Here is an 18,246-nt window from a genome sequence, read left to right as displayed (position 1 = left end):
CGCCAAGAGGGGGACACCGTTTCCGGTGTCCCCCTCTTGGCTGCTAGTCGCGGGCCGCGGTCAGATGTTCGGCGTGTTCCTGGAGCGAACGGACGCCGACGTCACCGTGGTTGAGGGCGTCGATGCCCTGTACCGCGGCGGCGAGCGCCTGCACGGTCGTCAGACACGGCACGGACCGCGCCACGGCGGCGGTGCGGATCTCGTAGCCGTCGAGGCGGCCACCGGTGCCGTACGGGGTGTTGACGATGAGGTTGACCTCGCCGTCGTGGATGAGCTGGACGATGGTCTTCTCGCCGTTCGGGCCGGTGCCCTCGGACTGCTTGCGCACCACGGCGGCGTTGATGCCGTTGCGCTTGAGGACCTCGGCGGTGCCGGAGGTGGCCAGCAGCTCGAAGCCGTGCGCGACCAGCTCCCGCGCGGGGAAGATCACCGAGCGCTTGTCCCGGTTGGCCACCGAGATGAAGGCGCGGCCCTTGGTGGGCAGCGGGCCGTAGGCGCCGGCCTGGGACTTGGCGTACGCCGTGCCGAAGACGGAGTCGATGCCCATGACCTCGCCGGTGGAGCGCATCTCCGGGCCGAGGACGGTGTCGACGCCGCGGCCGTGGATGTCGCGGAAGCGCGACCACGGCATGACGGCCTCCTTGACGGAGATCGGGGCGTCCAGGGGCAGCTCGCCGCCGTCGCCGGTGCGCGGCAGGAGCCCCTCGGCCCGCAGTTCGGCGACGGTCGCGCCGAGCGAGATCCGGGCGGCGGCCTTGGCGAGCGGCACCGCGGTGGCCTTCGAGGTGAAGGGGACGGTGCGCGAGGCGCGCGGGTTGGCCTCCAGGACGTAGAGGATGTCACCCGCCATCGCGAACTGGATGTTGATCAGGCCGCGGACGCCGACGCCCTTGGCGATGGCCTCCGTCGAGGCGCGCAGGCGCTTGATGTCGAAGCCGCCGAGGGTGATCGGGGGCAGCGCGCACGCGGAGTCGCCGGAGTGGATGCCGGCCTCCTCGATGTGCTCCATCACGCCGCCGAGGTAGAGCTCCTCGCCGTCGTAGAGGGCGTCGACGTCGATCTCGATGGCGTCGTCCAGGAAGCGGTCGACGAGGACCGGCCGGGTGGGGCTGATCTCGGTCGACTCGGCGATGTAGGACTCCAGCCGGGTCTCGTCGTAGACGATCTCCATGCCGCGTCCGCCGAGGACGTAGGAGGGCCGGACGAGGACCGGGTAGCCGATCTCGTCGGCGATGGCCTTGGCCTCGGCGAAGGTGGTGGCGGTGCCGTGCTTGGGGGCCGGGAGGCCGGCCTCCTTCAGCACGCGGCCGAAGGCACCGCGGTCCTCGGCGGCGTGGATCGCCTCCGGGGAGGTGCCCACGACCGGCACGCCGTTGTCCTTGAGCGCCTGCGCCAGGCCCAGCGGGGTCTGCCCGCCGAGCTGCACGATCACGCCCGCGATCGGGCCGGCCTGGGCCTCGGCGTGGACGATCTCCAGCACGTCCTCCAGGGTGAGCGGCTCGAAGTAGAGCCGGTCGGAGGTGTCGTAGTCGGTGGAGACGGTCTCCGGGTTGCAGTTGACCATCACGGTCTCGAACCCGGCGTCGCTCAGCGCGAAGGAGGCGTGGACGCAGGAGTAGTCGAACTCGATGCCCTGGCCGATGCGGTTGGGGCCCGAGCCGAGGATGATCACCGCGGGCTTCTCGCGCGGGGCGACCTCGGTCTCCTCGTCGTAGGACGAGTAGAAGTACGGCGTCCGCGCGGCGAACTCGGCGGCGCAGGTGTCGACGGTCTTGTAGACCGGGCGGATGCCGAGCGCGTGCCGGACCTCGCGGACGACGTCCTCGCGCAGGCCGCGGATCTCACCGATCTGCTGGTCGGAGAAGCCGTGGTGCTTGGCCTCGGCGAGCAGTTCGGGGGTCAGCTCGGCGGCCTCGGCCAGCTCGTCGGCGGTCTCCTTGATGAGGAAGAGCTGGTCGACGAACCAGGGGTCGATCTTCGTGTACTCGAAGACCTCCTCGGGCGTGGCGCCCGCGCGGATGGCCTCCATGACGGTGTTGATCCGGCCGTCCGTGGGGCGTACGGCCTCGCGCAGCAGCTCCTCCTTGTCGCCGGTCTCGCCGACGAAGGTGAACTGGCTGCCCTTGCGCTCCAGCGAGCGCAGCGCCTTCTGGAAGGCCTCGGTGAAGTTGCGGCCGATGGCCATGGCCTCGCCGACCGACTTCATGGTGGTGGTGAGGGTGGAGTCGGCGGAGGGGAACTTCTCGAAGGCGAACCGCGGGGCCTTCACGACCACGTAGTCGAGCGTGGGCTCGAAGGAGGCCGGGGTCTCCCGCGTGATGTCGTTGGGGATCTCGTCGAGGGTGTAGCCGACGGCGAGCTTGGCGGCGATCTTGGCGATGGGGAAGCCGGTCGCCTTGGACGCGAGCGCCGAGGACCGCGACACGCGCGGGTTCATCTCGATGACGATCACGCGGCCGTCCTCGGGGTTCACCGCGAACTGGATGTTGCAGCCGCCCGTGTCGACGCCGACCTCGCGGATGATCGCGATGCCGACGTCGCGCAGCACCTGGTACTCGCGGTCGGTCAGCGTCATCGCCGGGGCGACGGTGATGGAGTCACCGGTGTGCACGCCCATGGGGTCGAAGTTCTCGATGGAGCAGACGACCACGACGTTGTCGTGCTTGTCGCGCATCAGCTCCAGCTCGTACTCCTTCCAGCCGAGGATGGACTCCTCCAGGAGCACCTCGGTGGTCGGCGAGAGGGTGAGGCCCTGTCCGGCGATGCGGCGCAGCTCCTCCTCGTCGTGCGCGAAGCCGGAGCCGGCGCCGCCCATGGTGAAGGAGGGGCGGACGACGACCGGGTAGCCGCCGAGCGTGTCGACTCCTTGGAGGACGTCGTCCATGGAGTGGCAGATCACCGAGCGGGCGGACTCGCCGTGCCCGATCTTGCCGCGGACGGCCTCGACGACGTCCTTGAAGAGGTCGCGGTCCTCGCCCTTGTTGATGGCCTCGACGTTGGCGCCGATGAGCTCGACGCCGTACTTGTCCAGGGTGCCGGCCGCGTGCAGCGAGATCGCGGTATTCAGCGCCGTCTGGCCGCCCAGGGTGGGCAGCAGGGCGTCGGGGCGCTCCTTGGCGATGATCTTCTCGACGAACTCCGGGGTGATCGGCTCGACGTAGGTGGCGTCGGCGATCTCCGGGTCGGTCATGATCGTCGCCGGGTTGGAGTTGACGAGGATGACGCGCAGGCCCTCGGACTTGAGCACTCGGCACGCCTGGGTGCCGGAGTAGTCGAACTCGGCGGCCTGGCCGATGACGATCGGGCCGGAGCCGATGACCAGGACGGACTGGATATCGGTGCGCTTAGGCACGCTGGCCCTCCATCAGGGAGACGAAACGGTCGAACAGGTAGGCCGCGTCGTGCGGGCCCGCCGCCGCTTCCGGGTGGTACTGGACGCTGAAGGCCGGCTGGTCGAGCAGCTGGAGGCCCTCCACCACGTTGTCGTTGAGGCAGACGTGGGAGACCTCGGCGCGGCCGTAGGGGGTGTCGGACACCTTGTCGAGCGGGGCGTCGACGGCGAAGCCGTGGTTGTGCGCGGTGACCTCGACCTTGCCGGTCGTACGGTCCTGCACGGGCTGGTTGATACCGCGGTGGCCGTACTTCAGCTTGTAGGTGCCGAAGCCGAGCGAGCGGCCCAGGATCTGGTTGCCGAAGCAGATGCCGAAGAGCGGGGTCTTCCGCTCGAGCACGCCCCGCATGACGGAGACGGCGTGGTCGGCGGTGGCCGGGTCGCCGGGACCGTTGGAGAAGAACACGCCGTCCGGGGAGACCGCGTAGACGTCCTCGACGGTCGCGGTGGCGGGCAGGACGTGCACCTCGATGCCGCGTTCGGCCATCCGGTGCGGGGTCATGCCCTTGATGCCGAGGTCGACGGCGGCGACGGTGAACTTCTTCTCGCCGACCGCGGGGACGACGTACGTCTCCTTGGTGGCGACCTCGGCGGAGAGGTCGGCGCCCTTCATCTCGGGGGCCTGGCGGACCTCGGCGAGCATGGTGCCCTCGTCGGGCAGGGCGTTGCCGGAGAAGATGCCGACGCGCATGGCGCCGAGCTCGCGCAGGTGGCGGGTGAGGGCGCGGGTGTCGATGCCGGAGATCCCGACGACGCCCTGGCCGCGCAGTTCCTCGTCCAGCGAGCGCTTCGAGCGCCAGTTGGAGGGCACGCGCGCGGGGTCGCGCACGACGTAGCCGGCGACCCAGATGCGCTTGGACTCGGGGTCCTCGTCGTTGACGCCGGTGTTGCCGACGTGCGGGGCGGTCATCACGACGACCTGGCGGTGGTACGACGGGTCGGTGAGGGTCTCCTGGTAGCCGGTCATGCCGGTGGAGAACACGGCCTCGCCGAAGGTCACCCCCACGGCCCCGTAGGCGCGGCCGCGGAAGATCCGGCCGTCCTCCAGGACGAGGACGGCGGGAACCTTCGTGGTTCCCCTTGTGGAGGTCGTCATCGTGCGCCTTCCGTGTTGTTGATCATCTGGTTCAGGGTGTCGACCCATTCGGTGTGCTCGGCGGCCGTGTCCGAGCGGAAGCCGGAGTCGATCAGCCGGTCGCCGTGCGCCCAGGTCACGACGAGCAGGCCGCCCTCGGTGAGGACCTTGCCGGCGATGCCCTTGTCGAGCCGGGCCTCGCGCAGCTGTCCGGCCGGGACGAAGAAGTCGTTCGCCCCGGGGCGTACGACGTCCAGGCCCGCGTCGGTCAGCGTGAGCTCGACCCGGCTGCGGGTGCCCAGGCCGTGCGCCACGATGCGGTCCAGCCACTGTCCGGCGGTGGTGGAACCGTGGTAGCGGCCGCTCATGGTCAGTGTCGCCTCGCCCGGCTCCGACGGCGCGCCGGGCAGCTCGGGCAGGTCGCCCTGGAGCGTGCCGCGCCACTTCCAGCCCTCGCGCATCAGCCAGTAGACGAGCGCGACGAAGAGGGCCAGTCCGACCAGCCAGCCGATCCGGGCCGCCCAGTCGGTGACCTCGGCCGACTTCTGTTCGAGCGCGAGCAGGGTTACAGGTGTCACGTGAGCTTCCCGTCGACGAGCGTGGCCTTGCCCCTCAGCCACGTGTGCGTCACACGGCCCGGCAGCTCACGCCCCTCGTACGGGGTGTTGCGGCTGCGCGAGGCGAAGCCCGCGGGGTCCACGGACCCACGGTATGCCGTGTCGACGAGCGTGAGGTTGGCGGGCTCACCAGCCGAGACGGGACGTCCGTGGCCCGTGGCCCGCCCGATCCCGGCGGGCCTGAAGGACATGCGGTCGGCGACCCCGGCCCAGGTGAGGAGCCCGGTGTCCACCATGGTCTCCTGCACCACCGACAGCGCGGTCTCCAGGCCGACCATGCCCATGGCGGCGGCGGCCCACTCGCAGTCCTTGTCCTCGTGCGGGTGCGGGGCGTGGTCGGTGGCCACGATGTCGATCGTGCCGTCGGCGAGGGCCTCGCGCAGCGCCAGCACGTCCCGCTCGGTGCGCAGCGGCGGGTTCACCTTGTACACGGGGTTGTAGCTGCGGACGAGTTCGTCGGTGAGGAGCAGGTGGTGGGGGGTGACCTCGGCGGTGACGTCGATGCCGCGGGACTTGGCCCAGCGCACGATCTCCACGGACCCGGCGGTCGACAGGTGGCAGATGTGGACGCGGGAGCCGACGTGCTCGGCGAGCAGCACGTCCCGGGCGATGATCGACTCCTCGGCCACCGCGGGCCAGCCCCCGAGTCCCAGCTCGGCGGAGACGACGCCCTCGTTCATCTGGGCGCCCTCGGTCAGCCTCGGCTCCTGGGCGTGCTGGGCGACGACCCCGCCGAAGGCCTTCACGTACTCCAGCGCCCGGCGCATGATCACGGCGTCGTCGACGCACTTGCCGTCGTCGGAGAAGACGGTGACCCCGGCGGCCGACTCGTGCATCGCGCCCAGCTCGGCGAGCTTGCGGCCCTCCAGGCCGACGGTGACGGCGCCGATGGGCTGGACGTCGCAGTAGCCGTGCTCCTGGCCGAGCCGGTAGACCTGCTCGACGACGCCAGCGGTGTCGGCGACGGGGAAGGTGTTGGCCATGGCGAACACGGCGGTGTAGCCGCCGGAGGCGGCCGCGCGGGTGCCGGTCAGCACGGTCTCGGAGTCCTCGCGCCCGGGCTCGCGCAGATGGGTGTGCAGGTCGACCAGGCCCGGCAGCAGCACCTTGCCGGCGGCCTCGACGACCTCGGCGCCCTCGGCGGAGAGACCGGTGCCGACCGCCTCGATGACGGCGCCGTCGATCAGCACGTCCTGCGGCTCGCCGCCGAGCACCTTCGCACCACGGATCAGGATCTTGCTCATGGTCTTACTTCTCCTCGACGCGGGTGTGGGTGACGGCGGGCTGGTTGCCGCCCAGCAGCAGGTACAGGACGGCCATCCGGATGGAGACTCCGTTTGCGACCTGCTCGACGACGGTGCAGCGGTCGGAGTCGGCGACCTCGGCGGTGATCTCCATGCCGCGGACCATCGGGCCGGGGTGCATCACGATGGCGTGCTCGGGCATCCTCGCCATGCGTTCGCCGTCGAGTCCGTAGCGCCGCGAGTACTCGCGCTCGGTCGGGAAGAACGCGGCGTTCATCCGCTCCCGCTGGACCCGGAGCATCATCACGGCGTCGGACTTGGGCAGTACGGCGTCGAGGTCGTACGAGACCGCGCAGGGCCAGGTCTCGACGCCGACCGGCACCAGGGTGGGCGGGGCGACGACGGTGACCTCGGCGCCCAGGGTGTGCAGCAGGTCGACGTTGGAGCGGGCGACCCGGCTGTGCAGGACGTCTCCGACGAGCGTGATCCGCTTGCCCGCGAGGTCCTGGCCGAGCCCGGCGTCCCGGCCGACGAGCCGGCGGCGCATGGTGAAGGCGTCCAGCAGCGCCTGGGTGGGGTGTTGGTGGGTGCCGTCACCGGCGTTGATGACGACGGCGTCGATCCAGCCGGAGTTGGCGAGCCGGTAGGGCGCGCCGGAGGCGCCGTGCCGGATGACCACGGCGTCGACGCCCATGGCCTCCAGGGTCTGGGCGGTGTCCTTCAGGGACTCGCCCTTGGAGACGCTGGAGCCCTTGGCGGTGAAGTTGATGACGTCCGCGGACAGCCGCTTCTCGGCCGCCTCGAAGGAGATCCGGGTGCGCGTGGAGTCCTCGAAGAAGAGGTTGACGATGGTCCGGCCGCGCAGGGTGGGCAGCTTCTTGATGGGCCGGTCGGCCACCCGGGCCATCTCCTCGGCGGTGTCGAGGATCTGGACGGCGTCGTCGCGGGTGAGGTCGGCGGCCGAGATGAGATGACGCTGCATCTGTCAGGCTCCGTAAGGCAGTTCAGGTTCGGGAGATTCCGGGCAGGCGGGGGCGCACCGGGGCGGTGCGTGCGCCCCGGGCCGCTACTGGGTCGGCTTCACACCGAGCAGCACGGTGTCGCGACCGTCCTCCTCGGTGAGCTGGACCTTGACCGTCTCCCGCAACGACGTGGGGAGGTTCTTGCCGACGTAGTCGGCGCGGATGGGCAGTTCGCGGTGGCCGCGGTCGACGAGGACGGCGAGCTGCACGGCGCGCGGCCGGCCGATGTCGTTGAGCGCGTCGAGGGCGGCGCGGATGGTGCGGCCGGAGAAGAGGACGTCGTCGACGAGGACGACGAGGCGGCCGTCGAGGCCGTCACCGGGGATCTCCGTGCGGGCGAGCGCGCGGGGCGGGTGCATGCGCAGGTCGTCGCGGTACATGGTGATGTCCAGCGAGCCGACCGGGATGGTGCGCTCGGTGATCTCCTGGAGCTTGTCGGCGAGCCGCCGGGCGAGGAAGACGCCCCGGGTCGGAATGCCTAGGAGCACCACGTCGTCGGCGCCCTTGGCGCGTTCGACGATCTCGTGGGCGATGCGGGTCAGTACCCGCGCGATGTCGGGACCCTCGAGAACGGGCCGCGCATCGGACGTGTGCGTGTCCATACGAGAAGGACCTCCTTCTCCGCCTCACGGGACGGACCTTAAAGGACGTCGGGTTAACGTCATCCACCGTAGCAGGCCGGAAAACGGACCCGGATCACCCCCTTGGCCCAGTCGACCGTCACCACCACGGAAGAGTCGGTGTGGACCATTCGGCTTGACGCATGAGAGTCACGCTGCGTAACCTCACAGTGAGTTACCAGCCGCGCGGCAGGAAGACGGCCGGCCGCGTCGACACAGTGTCCGGGGAGCCATATGTCCAGCGAATACGCCAAACAGCTCGGGGCCAAGCTCCGGGCCATCCGCACCCAGCAGGGCCTTTCCCTCCACGGTGTCGAGGAGAAGTCCCAGGGTCGCTGGAAGGCCGTGGTGGTCGGTTCGTACGAGCGCGGCGACCGTGCCGTGACCGTGCAGCGCCTTGCCGAGCTGGCGGACTTCTACGGCGTTCCGGTGCAGGAGCTGCTGCCCGGCACCACTCCGGGCGGGGCCGCCGAGCCGCCGCCGAAGCTGGTCCTGGACCTGGAGCGGCTGGCGCACGTACCGGCCGAGAAGGCGGGTCCCCTCCAGCGGTACGCCGCGACGATCCAGTCCCAGCGCGGTGACTACAACGGCAAGGTGCTCTCGATCCGCCAGGACGACCTGCGCACACTCGCCGTCATCTACGACCAGTCCCCCTCGGTCCTCACCGAGCAGCTGATCAACTGGGGTGTGCTGGACGCCGACGCCCGTCGCGCGGTGTCCCACGACGAGAGCTGAGCCTTCTGCCGACTGAGCAGAAACGTGCCGCCGGGGCGGCCGGAACCGAGGGGTTCCGGCCGCCCCGGCGTCGTTCACGGGAGCGTCGGGCGCCTCTGGGGCCTGTGGGGCCTGTGGGGCCTCTGGGGCGCCCATCCAGTCCCGTCCGGCCCCGTCCGCCCCCGGACATGTCTGAGGGCCCGCAGCGTGTCGCTGCGGGCCCTCAGACGATGTCGGGTGCCCTTGACGCCTCGGCGCCTTCCTACGCCTCGTCCCGGCGCAGCGAGGGCTTGAGCTCCTTCAGACGGCCGAGGAGGCCGTTGACGAAGGAGGGCGACTCGTCCGTGGAGAACTCCTTGGCCAGCTGCACCATCTCGTCCAGCACGACGGCGTCCGGGGTCTCGTCGACCCAGATCAGCTCGTAGGCGCCGAGCCGCAGCAGATTGCGGTCGACGACCGGCATCCGGTCGAGCGTCCAGCCGACCGAGTACTGGGCGATCAGGTCGTCGATGCGCCGCGCGTGCTCCGCGTAGCCCTCGACCAGCTGCATCGTGTACTCGCTCACCGGCGGCTGCCGGGTGTCGGCCCGGGAGAGCCGGATCCAGTCCGCGAGGACCGTCAGGACGTCGGCGCCGCGCTGGTCGCCCTCGAAGAGGATCTGGAAGGCGCGCTTGCGGGCCGTGTTGCGAGCGGCCACGGTTAGCTGTTCACCCGGCCGAGGTAGTCGCTGGTGCGGGTGTCGACCTTGATCTTCTCACCGGTGGTGATGAAGAGCGGGACCTGGATCTGGTGGCCGGTCTCCAGGGTGGCGGGCTTGGTGCCACCGGTGGAGCGGTCACCCTGGACACCGGGCTCGGTCTCCTGGATGACGAGCTCGACGGCGGCCGGCAGCTCCACGAAGAGCACCTCGCCCTCGTGCTGCGCCACGGTGGCGGTGAAGCCCTCGATCAGGAAGTTGGCGGCGTCGCCGACGGCCTTGCGGTCGACCATCAGCTGGTCGTAGGTCTCCATGTCCATGAAGACGAAGTACTCGCCGTCCATGTAGGAGAACTGCATGTCGCGCTTGTCGACGGTGGCCGTCTCGACCTTCACGCCGGCGTTGAAGGTCTTGTCGACGACCTTCCCGGAGAGCACGTTCTTGAGCTTGGTGCGCACGAAGGCCGGGCCCTTGCCGGGCTTGACGTGCTGGAACTCGACGACGGACCACAGCTGGCCGCCTTCGAGCTTGAGCACCATGCCGTTCTTGAGGTCGTTCGTGGAAGCCACGGTTGCGGAATCTCCTGGACTGACGTGGACGACCCCGGTGCACGCACCTGCCTAGAGGGCGAGCAGCTCCTTGGTCGTGATGGTGAGTAGCTCGGGTCCGCCGTCCGCCTCGGGGCGGACGACGAGCGTGTCATCGATCCGGACGCCGCCCCGGCCCGGGAGGTGGACCCCCGGTTCGACGGTGACCGGCACGCAAGCGTCCAGTTTACCCATGGCCGCGGGAGCCAACTGCGGGTCCTCGTCGATTTCGAGTCCGACGCCGTGACCGGTGAGCGGGGACAGCCCCTCGGAGTGCCCCGCGGAGTCCAGCACCTGGCGGGCCGCGCGGTCCACGTCCCGGTAGGCGGCGCCGGGTGCGAGGGACTCCCGGCCCGCCCGCTGAGCGGCGAAGACGACGTCGTACAGCTCGATCTGCCAGTCGGCCGGGGAGGTGCCGATGACGAAGGTGCGGCCGATCTCGCAGCGGTAGCCGCGGTAGCCGGCGCCGAGGCACACGGAGAGGAAGTCGCCCTCCTCCACCCGCCGGTCGGTGGGCCGGTGGCCGCGTCTGCCGGAGTGCGGTCCGGTGGCCACGGAGGTCGGGAAGGCGGGGCCGTCGGCGCCGTGGTCGACCAGCCGACGCTCCAGCTCCAGCGCGAGATGCCGTTCGGTGCGCCCGACGAGGATCGACTCCAGCAGTTCACCGAGGGCCTGGTCGGCGATCTCGGCGCCGATGCGCAGACAGGAGATCTCCTCCTCGTCCTTGACGACCCTGAGCTGCTCCACGGCCGCGCCGAGGTCGGCGAGGCGGATGCGCGGGGCGACCGAGCGGATCGCCCGGTGCCGGGCCACGGTGAGGTGGTGTTCCTCCACGGCGAGCGACTCGGCGTGCTGCACCTCGGCGAAGTCGGCGGCGGCCACCGCCGCGTCGCCCACGGCGCCGGACAGTATGTGCAGCCGCAGGGCGTCGTCCGGGCGTCCGTCGCCGGGGCGTTCGTCCGGCGGTCCGGTGCACACCAGGACGTCCTCGGTGGGACCGATCAGCAGGGCCGCACCCCGGGGGGCCGCGCCCGCGAGGTAGCGGACGTTGGCGGGGCGGGTGACCAGCGCGGAGTCGCTGCCGCCGGCCTGGCAGCGGTCCCGGAGCCGGGAGCGGCGGGTGGCGTACACCTCTGACATAGAACGAGCGTAGGAGCTGTGCGGGCGGGGCGCCGGTCGGGAGAGCCGAGTGGGGGTGCCCCTGGGGGCTTCGGCACCCCGGGAAGGGGCCTACCAGCTGGGCGGGCTCGCTATCGACCGCGCCAGCACCTCGTCCAGCACCTGTGCCGTCTGCGCCACGTCCAGCTGGGAGTTGTCGATGATCGGCAGCCCCGAGCCGTACCAGCCGGCCATGCGGCCGTGGATACGGGCGACCTCCTCGTCGGTGAGGCGGCGGTTGCCGGAGCGTTCGGCGTTGCGCTCCAGGACGATCTCCAGGCCCGGCAGCAGGACCACCGGGAGGAGCCCGGGGCCCACATGACGCTTCCAGCCCCCGAGGCCGACCACCGGCCGGTCGGGGAAGACGGCGTCGTCGAGGATGCAGGAGATGCCGTTGGCCAGGAAGTTGCGGGCGGCGAAGCCGCAGGTGCGGCGGGCCAGGCGGTACTGGGCCTCGGAGTGGTCGTTCCAGCCCGACTGGGGGTCGGCGAAGCCGGAGCGGACCCATTCGCGGACGTCGTCGAGGCTGATGTGGGCGGTGGGGACCCGGCGGTGGTCGGCCCAGTACTTGGCGACGCTGGTCTTCCCGGCGCCCGCCGGGCCGATGAGCAGCACCGCGAGGGTCGTGCCCGAGGGGTCCGGCGCGGCCGGGGTGCTCGGCACGGCGACCGGTCCGCCGGGCGGCAGCGGCACATGGCCGGTGGTGTCCGGGTGCGGCGGTACGTGCTGGTGCGGGGGCGGAACCGGTCCGGGGGGCGGCCCGGTGAAGCCCGGCGCCGCGGGCGGCGGGGGCACGGGGGCGGCACCCTGGTGGGGGCCGGGGTGCGGCGGGCCCTGCTGCTGCGGTGGGCCCTGGTGCTGTGCGGCCGGGGACCAGCCGGCGGCCGGTCCGTGCCCCGGCCGGTGGGGCGGCGGCAGCGGAGGACCCACTGGGTGCTGCATCCGGTGCCACTCCATCTCGTACGGGCCATGGGCTCTGGTCGTGGGGCGAGCCCCGCTCCCTACCGAACGGTACCGCCCCCGGCCGTCGTTTGGTGAACGGCCGAGGGCGGTCCGAAGTGCCCCTGGGCACAGGGAAAATCGGGCGTTCGCCGCCCCGGCGGACTTACTGCCCCACTTCGCCGTACGCGGCGAGGAGCACCGCGGGGTCGGGCCCCTCCATGACGGTGGGCTTGGCCAGACCGTCCAGGACGATGAAGCGCAGCAGGTCGCCGCGGGACTTCTTGTCGACCTTCATGGTCTCCAGCAGCTTGGGCCACTGGTCGTAGCGGTAGTGCAGGGGAAGGCCGACCGCCTCCAGGACGGCGCGGTGCCGGTCGGCGGTCGCGTCGTCCAGCCGGCCGGCCAGCCGGCCCAGTTCGGCGGCGAAGTGCATGCCGACGGCGACCGCGGCGCCGTGCCGCCACTTGTAGCGCTCGTTCTTCTCGATGGCGTGGGCCAGGGTGTGGCCGTAGTTGAGGATCTCGCGCAGACCCGACTCCTTCAGGTCCGAGGAGACGACCTCGGCCTTGACCCGGATCGAGCGCTCGATCAGCTCGGCGGTGTGCGGGCCGGCGGGGGTGCGGGCGGCCTCGGGGTCGGACTCGATGAGCTCCAGGATCGCCGGGTCGGCGATGAAGCCGGCCTTGATGATCTCGGCCAGCCCGGAGACGTAGTCGTTGACCGGGAGGGAGTCCAGCGCGGCCAGGTCGCACAGGACGCCGGCGGGCGGGTGGAAGGCGCCGACGAGGTTCTTGCCCTCGGCGGTGTTGATGCCGGTCTTGCCGCCGACGGCCGCGTCGACCATCGCCAGCACCGTGGTGGGGACGGCGATCCAGCGCACCCCGCGCAGCCAGGTCGCCGCGACGAAGCCCGCGAGGTCCGTGGTGGCGCCGCCGCCGACGCCGACGACGACGTCGGTGCGGGTGAAGCCGGACTGGCCGAGCGCCTTCCAGCAGTAGGCGGCGACCTCGGCGGTCTTGGCCTCCTCGGCGTTGGGCACCTGGATGGCGACCGCCTCGTAGCCCTGGTCCGCGAGGTCGGCGCACAGGGCCTCGCCGGTCTCCGCGAGCGCCTCGGGGTGGATGACCGCGACCCGCTTGGCCCGGTCGCCGATCAACCCGCCCAGCTCACCGAGGAGCTGACGGCCCACCAGGACCTCGTAGGGCTCGCTGCCTGCCGTGCCGCCGACCTGGATCCTCGTCACTGCCTCAGTCATGCGTCCTTCAACTCCAGTGCGTCCAGGGCGACTTGGGTGACCTCTTCGGGCGTACGGCCGTCGGTGGCGACCACCGCGGTGGCGATCCCCTCGTACAGGTGCCGCCGCGCGTCCATCAGCTCGCGCCACTGCTTGCGCGGGTTGACCGCGAGCAGCGGACGGGCCGCGTTGAGGCCGGTGCGCCTGACCGCCTCCTCGACGTCCATCGAGAGGTAGACGACCCGCAGCCCGGCGAGGGACGCGCGGGTGCCCTCGTCGAGGATCGCGCCGCCGCCCAGGGCGAGGACGCCGTCGTGCTCGCCGAGGGCGCGGCGCACGGCCTCCTTCTCGATCGCGCGGAAGGCGGGCTCGCCCTCGTCGACGAAGATCTCGGCGATGGTCCTGCCCTGCTCGGCCACGATGTCGTCGTCGGTGTCCCGGTAGCCGACCCCGAGCCGCTCGGCGAGCAGCTGCCCGACGGTGGACTTGCCGACGCCCATCGGGCCGACCAGGACGACGACCGGCGCGGTGCTCATCGGATGGCCAGGTTGTCGAGGTAGGAGGTCACGTTGCGGTGGGTCTCGGCCACGCTGTCGCCGCCGAACTTCTCCGCCACCGCGTCCGCGAGGACCAGGGCCACCATGGCCTCGGCGACGATGCCCGCGGCCGGGACGGCGGAGACGTCGGAGCGCTGGTGATGGGCCTGGGCGGCCTCGCCGGTGGTGACGTCCACGGTCTGCAGGGCCCGCGGCACGGTCGCGATGGGCTTCATCGCGGCGCGGACGCGCAGCAGCTCACCGGTGGTCAGACCGCCCTCGGTGCCGCCGGAGCGGCCGGAGACCCGCCTGATGCCCTCGGGCGTGTTCACGATCTCGTCGTGCGCCTTGGAGCCGGGCACCCGGGCCAGCTCGAAGCCGTCGCCGAGCTCCACGCCCTTGATGGCCTGGATGCCCATGAGCGCGCCGGCGAGCCGGGCGTCCAGCTTGCGGTCCCAGTGGACGTGCGAGCCGAGGCCGACCGGCACGCCGTAGGCCAGGATCTCCACCACGCCGCCGAGGGTGTCGCCGTCCTTGTGGGCCTGGTCGACCTCCGCGACCATCGCCTTGGAGGTGTCGGCGTCGAGGCAGCGCAGCGGGTCGGCGTCGAGCCGGTCCACGTCGGCCGGGGTCGGGTAGACGCCCTGCGGCGCCTTCACCGAGCACAGCTCCACGACATGGCTGACGATCTCGATGCCGGCGGTCTCCTTGAGGTAAGACCGCGCCACCGCGCCGAGCGCCACCCGGGCCGCCGTCTCACGCGCCGAGGCGCGCTCCAGGATCGGCCGGGCCTCGTCGAAGCCGTACTTCTGCATGCCCGCGAGGTCCGCGTGGCCCGGTCGGGGCCGGGTCAGCGGGGCGTTGCGGGCGAGTCCGGCGAGGATCTCGGGATCGATGGGGTCGGCCGACATGACCTGCTCCCACTTCGGCCACTCGGTGTTCCCCACCATGACCGCCACCGGGGAGCCGAGGGTGAGGCCGTGCCGGACGCCGCCGAGGAAGGTGACCTCGTCGCGCTCGAACTTCATCCGCGCACCGCGGCCGTAGCCGAGCCGGCGCCGGGCCAGGTGGTCCGCCACCATCTCCGTGGTGATCGGCACGCCGGCCGGGAGGCCCTCCAGCGTCGCCACGAGTGCGGGGCCGTGGGACTCCCCCGCCGTCAGCCAGCGCAACCTGCTCAACGATGCTCCTCAGTGCTCGCGCCCTGGTACTGCTCTTCGTACGCGCGTCCTCGCGTACGGCGACGGCTGAACCAGGTGCGCGGCCCCGGCCCGCCACGACCGATCCTCCCACGTCCCCGGGGCGTCCCCGGCCGCCGGTCCATCAGTCGGACGCGAATGTGTCAGCCCTCGACGCGGCTGCGTCATCAGGCGGTGCCGTCCTCCGGACGCCGCTGCGGGGCGTACGCGCCCAGGAAGTCGGCACCGCTGCCCTGGGGCTGCGGCTGGGGCTGGGCCTGGGGTGCCCACGGGCCCAGGTGGTCGGCGCCGCTGCCCTGGGCGGCCGGGACCGGGTGCTGCCGGGCGAGGCGGGCGGCCCGGCGGGCGGCGATCTTGTTCCGCAGCTTGAGGATCCAGGTGGCCAGCACCGCCACGACGATCAGGACGAGCACGGTGTGCTGCACCCAGTCCGGCAGGAACCACAGCAGGCTCTCGAAGATCTGGCTCTTCGCGGACGCCACCGTCAGGCCCGTGTACATGGAACGCGCTCCCCTCCCGGCCCCGCCCCCTGCGGAACCGGAGGGATCCTAGCGGGATTCGAGCGCGTGTTCGCCCGCTTTTCGCATGGCGTCCAGCGGCGCCGGGGTGCGGCCCGTCATCTGCTCGACCTGGAGCACCGCCTGGTGCACCAGCAGGTCCAGTCCGCTGACCACGGCCCCGCCGTACGCGGACCAGCGGGCGGCGAGGTTCGTCGGCCACGGCTCGTACAGCACGTCGAAGAGGGTCGCGGGGCGCTCCGGCACCGCGGAGGCCAGGTCGTCCGTCGTACCGGCGGGGGTGGTCGCGATCACCAGGGGCGCGCGCAGCGCCTCGGCGGCGTCGGCCCAGTCCGCCGTACGCACCTCGACGTCGAGGCGTTCGCCCCACTCCCGCATCTCCGCGGCGCGGGCGGCGCTGCGGACGTAGGCCACCACCTCACCGGTGCAGATCCGGGCGAGGGCGGCCAGCGCGGAGGACGCGGTGGCGCCGGCGCCCAGGATCGCCGCCGAGTCGACCTGTTCGATGCCGCGTTCGCGCAGGGCGGCGACCATGCCGGGGATGTCGGTGTTGTCGCCCACCCGGCGCCCGTCCTCGGTGAACACGACGGTGTTGACGGCCTCCACCGACCGCGCCGTCTCGCTGATCTCGTCGACCAGCGGGATGACCGCGCGCTTGAGCGGCATCGTCAGCGACAGTCCCGCCCACTCGGGCCCGAGGTCCGCGAGGAACCCGGGGAGCGCGGCCTCGTCGATCTCGAACCGGTCGTACGTCCAGCCGGCGAGCCCCAGTTCCGCGTAGGCGGCGCGGTGCAGCACCGGCGACAGGGAGTGGGCGATGGGCGAACCCAGCACGGCGGCCCGGCGGGCGTCGGTGCCCTGAACTGTCATTGAACCTGTCCCTCAGTCCTTGTCACCGCGGCGGCACTCTCGTCACCGCGACAGTCCTCGTCACCGCGACGCGTTGAACTTCTCGACCAGCTTCTCGTGTTCGGCGAGCGTCTTGGTGAACTTGCTGGTCTTGCCGTCCAGGGAGATGAAGTAGAACCAGCCGTCGTCCGTCGGGTTGAGCGCGCCCTTGAGCGCCTCCTCGCCGGGGTTGTCGATCGGCCCGGGCGGCAGCCCCTTGACGAAGTAGGTGTTGTACGGGTTGTCGAACTGCCGCAGCTCGGCGATCGTCAGGTCGATCTTGCTCTGGTTCTTGATGTAGTTGTACGTGGAGTCGAACTCCAGCGAGCCGTAGGTCTCGGGGTTGCCGGGTTCGAGGCGGTTGTAGACGACCTCGGCCATCTTGCGGAAGTCGTCGTGGCTGGTGCCCTCGGCCTGCGCCAGGCTCGCCACGGTGAGCAGCTCCCAGGGCCCGTCCAGGCCCAGGGCGTCGGCCTTCTTCTCCAGGCCGAGCTGCTCGTACTTCTCGGTGGCCCGGGCGACCATCTCCTTGAGGACGGCCTCGGGCTTCTGGTCCTGGGCGATCGGATAGCTGGACGGGTAGAGGAAGCCCTCCAGCGGGTCCTTGACGTTCTTGTGGCCCGTCGCCCAGTCCGGCAGTCCGAGGCTGTCCGCCTTCTCCTCGGCGACCTCCGCCGTGGTGCCCTTGTCGAGGTCGAGACGGGTGTCGATCATCTCGTAGATGCCGACGTTGCGCGTGCCCTCGGGGATGATCAGGTTGTTCTGGCTGTCCGGGCTGAGCATCATCTCGACCGCGCTGTCGGCCGACATCTCCCGCTCCAGGGTGTAGACGCCCGCCTGGATGGCGTTGCCCTTCGGATTCTGCTGCTGCGCGGCGACGAACGCGTCGACGCTCTTGACGACGCCCTTCGCCTTCAGTTCCTGCCCGATGGCATAACCACCCGCGCCCTTGGGAATCTCGACGGTGACCTGCTCGCCATTGCCGCTTCCCGCGAAGTCCGGGGCGTCACCGAAACGATTCTGGTAGAACTGGTACCCGAAATATCCGACACCTGCGACACCGCCACCGAAGACCAGCACGACCACCAGGCAGGCACATCCACTGCGCCGCTTCTTGCCTTTGCCGCCCCGGCCCCGCTGGTCGCCGCGCCCGTCCCGGTCACCCCTGCCGCGCCGGCTCCGAGGGTGGTCGTCGAGGTCGCCGTCATCGTCGTCGCCGCCACCCCCGGCGAAGAAGGCGTGCTCACCCTGGTCGGGACCCGGGTCCCAGTCGGGCTCGGGCTGGGGCACCGGCTCGGGTTCCGGCTGCCGCCGGTTGGGCGGCTGCGGCGGTGGGTAGGCCTCGGGCGTGCCGTAGTAGTCCGGCTGCGGCTCCCCGTAGCCCCCGGCCTGCTGTCCGTACGGGTCGGCGGGGTCGGTGTACTGCACATGCGTATGCGTACCCGTGCCCCAGCCGCCGTCGCCGTACCCCTGCTGACCCTGGGCCGGGTACTGCTGCTGAGGCTGCTGCTGGTGGTGGGGCTGCTGCGGGTACTGCTGCTGGTCGTACTGGTTCGGGTACTGCTGCTGCGGCTGACCGTAACCACCCTGCGGGTCGGTGCCCCAGTCGCCGTACTGCGGCTGCTGCGGCTGCTGCGGGTAGTGCTGTGGCTGGCCGCCGTAGGGGGACTGCTGACCCTGCTGGGCCTGCTGTCCTCCCCATCCACCGTCCCCGTAGTACGGGTCCTCGGGATGCCACGGTTCGGAGCCTTCGCCCCGGCCATACTCAGTCATCGATCCCCTAGAGCCGCGAGGCGGCGGTCGC

Annotated in this window: 17 protein-coding genes; 1 reads left to right on the top strand and 16 read right to left on the bottom strand. The window is 71.3% G+C overall.

The features are described from left to right. Positions 1–43: 43 nt before the first annotated feature. From carB to pyrR, 6 genes are all read right to left on the bottom strand, one after another. A complete protein-coding gene (gene carB / locus ABT296_RS23600; protein ID WP_351930450.1) occupies positions 44–3,352 on the bottom strand; it encodes a carbamoyl-phosphate synthase large subunit in 3,309 nt (1,102 codons plus the stop codon). Beyond that, positions 3,345–4,487 (bottom strand): glutamine-hydrolyzing carbamoyl-phosphate synthase small subunit, encoded by a 1,143-nt coding sequence (carA, locus tag ABT296_RS23595; RefSeq protein WP_351930448.1) that lies wholly within the window; start codon positions 4,485–4,487, stop codon positions 3,345–3,347. Before carA ends, carB begins: the two co-directional genes overlap by 8 nt. Continuing rightward, a complete protein-coding gene (locus ABT296_RS23590; RefSeq protein WP_351930446.1) occupies positions 4,484–5,044 on the bottom strand; it encodes a PH-like domain-containing protein in 561 nt (186 codons plus the stop codon). The genes carA and ABT296_RS23590 overlap by 4 nt, the downstream gene beginning before the upstream one ends. After that, positions 5,041–6,327 (bottom strand): dihydroorotase, encoded by a 1,287-nt coding sequence (locus tag ABT296_RS23585; protein ID WP_351930444.1) that lies wholly within the window; start codon positions 6,325–6,327, stop codon positions 5,041–5,043. The genes ABT296_RS23590 and ABT296_RS23585 overlap by 4 nt, the downstream gene beginning before the upstream one ends. A 4-nt stretch (positions 6,328–6,331) precedes the next feature. Next, the gene (locus ABT296_RS23580) at positions 6,332–7,309 is read right to left on the bottom strand and encodes an aspartate carbamoyltransferase catalytic subunit (RefSeq protein WP_351930442.1); all 978 of its coding nucleotides are present in this window, start codon (positions 7,307–7,309) and stop codon (positions 6,332–6,334) included. Between the two features lie 84 nt (positions 7,310–7,393). Further along, positions 7,394–7,951, bottom strand: coding sequence for a bifunctional pyr operon transcriptional regulator/uracil phosphoribosyltransferase PyrR (pyrR, locus tag ABT296_RS23575; RefSeq protein WP_351930440.1), 558 nt, complete (start codon positions 7,949–7,951; stop codon positions 7,394–7,396). Positions 7,952–8,203: 252 nt separating this feature from the next. Here pyrR and bldD point away from each other — a divergent pair, with 252 nt between their 5' ends. Then, positions 8,204–8,704 (top strand): transcriptional regulator BldD, encoded by a 501-nt coding sequence (gene bldD / locus ABT296_RS23570; protein ID WP_351930438.1) that lies wholly within the window; start codon positions 8,204–8,206, stop codon positions 8,702–8,704. Between the two features lie 241 nt (positions 8,705–8,945). Here bldD and nusB read toward each other — a convergent pair whose 3' ends face one another. The 10 genes from nusB to mltG form a co-directional block, all read right to left on the bottom strand. Continuing rightward, positions 8,946–9,380, bottom strand: a complete 435-nt coding sequence (nusB, locus tag ABT296_RS23565) for a transcription antitermination factor NusB (RefSeq protein WP_351930436.1) — start codon at positions 9,378–9,380, stop codon at positions 8,946–8,948. A gap of 2 nt (positions 9,381–9,382) precedes the next feature. Then, positions 9,383–9,949 carry an elongation factor P gene (efp, locus tag ABT296_RS23560; RefSeq protein WP_015661807.1) on the bottom strand — a complete coding sequence of 189 codons (567 nt, stop codon included), beginning with the start codon at positions 9,947–9,949 and terminating at the stop codon, positions 9,383–9,385. Between the two features lie 51 nt (positions 9,950–10,000). Next, entirely contained in the window at positions 10,001–11,107 is a 1,107-nt protein-coding gene (locus tag ABT296_RS23555; protein WP_351930434.1) for an aminopeptidase P family protein, read from the bottom strand. Between the two features lie 90 nt (positions 11,108–11,197). Beyond that, positions 11,198–12,067, bottom strand: a complete 870-nt coding sequence (locus tag ABT296_RS23550; RefSeq protein ID WP_351930432.1) for a Pro-rich N-terminal domain-containing protein — start codon at positions 12,065–12,067, stop codon at positions 11,198–11,200. A 163-nt stretch (positions 12,068–12,230) separates the two neighbouring features. After that, the gene (gene aroB / locus ABT296_RS23545; RefSeq protein WP_351930430.1) at positions 12,231–13,322 is read right to left on the bottom strand and encodes a 3-dehydroquinate synthase; all 1,092 of its coding nucleotides are present in this window, start codon (positions 13,320–13,322) and stop codon (positions 12,231–12,233) included. Then, positions 13,319–13,837 (bottom strand): shikimate kinase, encoded by a 519-nt coding sequence (locus ABT296_RS23540; protein WP_351930428.1) that lies wholly within the window; start codon positions 13,835–13,837, stop codon positions 13,319–13,321. The genes aroB and ABT296_RS23540 overlap by 4 nt, the downstream gene beginning before the upstream one ends. Continuing rightward, on the bottom strand, positions 13,834–15,018 hold the full coding sequence (aroC, locus tag ABT296_RS23535; protein ID WP_351930426.1) for a chorismate synthase: 1,185 nt from the start codon (positions 15,016–15,018) through the stop codon (positions 13,834–13,836). The genes ABT296_RS23540 and aroC overlap by 4 nt, the downstream gene beginning before the upstream one ends. Before the next feature lie 185 nt (positions 15,019–15,203). Continuing rightward, entirely contained in the window at positions 15,204–15,536 is a 333-nt protein-coding gene (locus tag ABT296_RS23530; RefSeq protein WP_351930424.1) for a hypothetical protein, read from the bottom strand. A gap of 48 nt (positions 15,537–15,584) precedes the next feature. Further along, complete coding sequence (locus ABT296_RS23525; protein ID WP_351930422.1) at positions 15,585–16,424, bottom strand: shikimate dehydrogenase; 840 nt, start codon at positions 16,422–16,424, stop codon at positions 15,585–15,587. A 60-nt stretch (positions 16,425–16,484) separates the two neighbouring features. Next, a complete protein-coding gene (mltG, locus tag ABT296_RS23520) occupies positions 16,485–18,215 on the bottom strand; it encodes an endolytic transglycosylase MltG (RefSeq protein ID WP_351930420.1) in 1,731 nt (576 codons plus the stop codon). Between the last annotated feature and the right edge of the window lie 31 nt (positions 18,216–18,246).

The sequence above is a fragment of the Streptomyces sp. NPDC000983 genome (assembly GCF_040299205.1).
Taxonomy (GTDB): domain Bacteria; phylum Actinomycetota; class Actinomycetes; order Streptomycetales; family Streptomycetaceae; genus Streptomyces.
The sequence above is the reverse complement of the archived record's forward strand: the minus strand, read 5'-3'. Positions and strand labels throughout refer to the sequence as shown.

Bases quoted from the DNA above. Each gene is read 5' to 3' on its own strand.
- ABT296_RS23555 (WP_351930434.1), bottom strand. From the start codon at position 11,107: ATGTCAGAGGTGTACGCCACCCGCCGCTCCCGGCTCCGGGACCGCTGC.
- ABT296_RS23580 (WP_351930442.1), bottom strand. From the start codon at position 7,309: ATGCAGCGTCATCTCATCTCGGCCGCCGACCTCACCCGCGACGACGCC.
- ABT296_RS23550 (WP_351930432.1), bottom strand. From the start codon at position 12,067: ATGCAGCACCCAGTGGGTCCTCCGCTGCCGCCGCCCCACCGGCCGGGG.
- ABT296_RS23540 (WP_351930428.1), bottom strand. From the start codon at position 13,837: ATGAGCACCGCGCCGGTCGTCGTCCTGGTCGGCCCGATGGGCGTCGGC.
- ABT296_RS23585 (WP_351930444.1), bottom strand. From the start codon at position 6,327: ATGAGCAAGATCCTGATCCGTGGTGCGAAGGTGCTCGGCGGCGAGCCG.
- mltG (WP_351930420.1), bottom strand. From the start codon at position 18,215: ATGACTGAGTATGGCCGGGGCGAAGGCTCCGAACCGTGGCATCCCGAG.
- aroB (WP_351930430.1), bottom strand. From the start codon at position 13,322: ATGACTGAGGCAGTGACGAGGATCCAGGTCGGCGGCACGGCAGGCAGC.
- bldD (WP_351930438.1), top strand. From the start codon at position 8,204: ATGTCCAGCGAATACGCCAAACAGCTCGGGGCCAAGCTCCGGGCCATC.
- ABT296_RS23525 (WP_351930422.1), bottom strand. From the start codon at position 16,424: ATGACAGTTCAGGGCACCGACGCCCGCCGGGCCGCCGTGCTGGGTTCG.
- pyrR (WP_351930440.1), bottom strand. From the start codon at position 7,951: ATGGACACGCACACGTCCGATGCGCGGCCCGTTCTCGAGGGTCCCGAC.
- carA (WP_351930448.1), bottom strand. From the start codon at position 4,487: ATGACGACCTCCACAAGGGGAACCACGAAGGTTCCCGCCGTCCTCGTC.
- ABT296_RS23530 (WP_351930424.1), bottom strand. From the start codon at position 15,536: ATGTACACGGGCCTGACGGTGGCGTCCGCGAAGAGCCAGATCTTCGAG.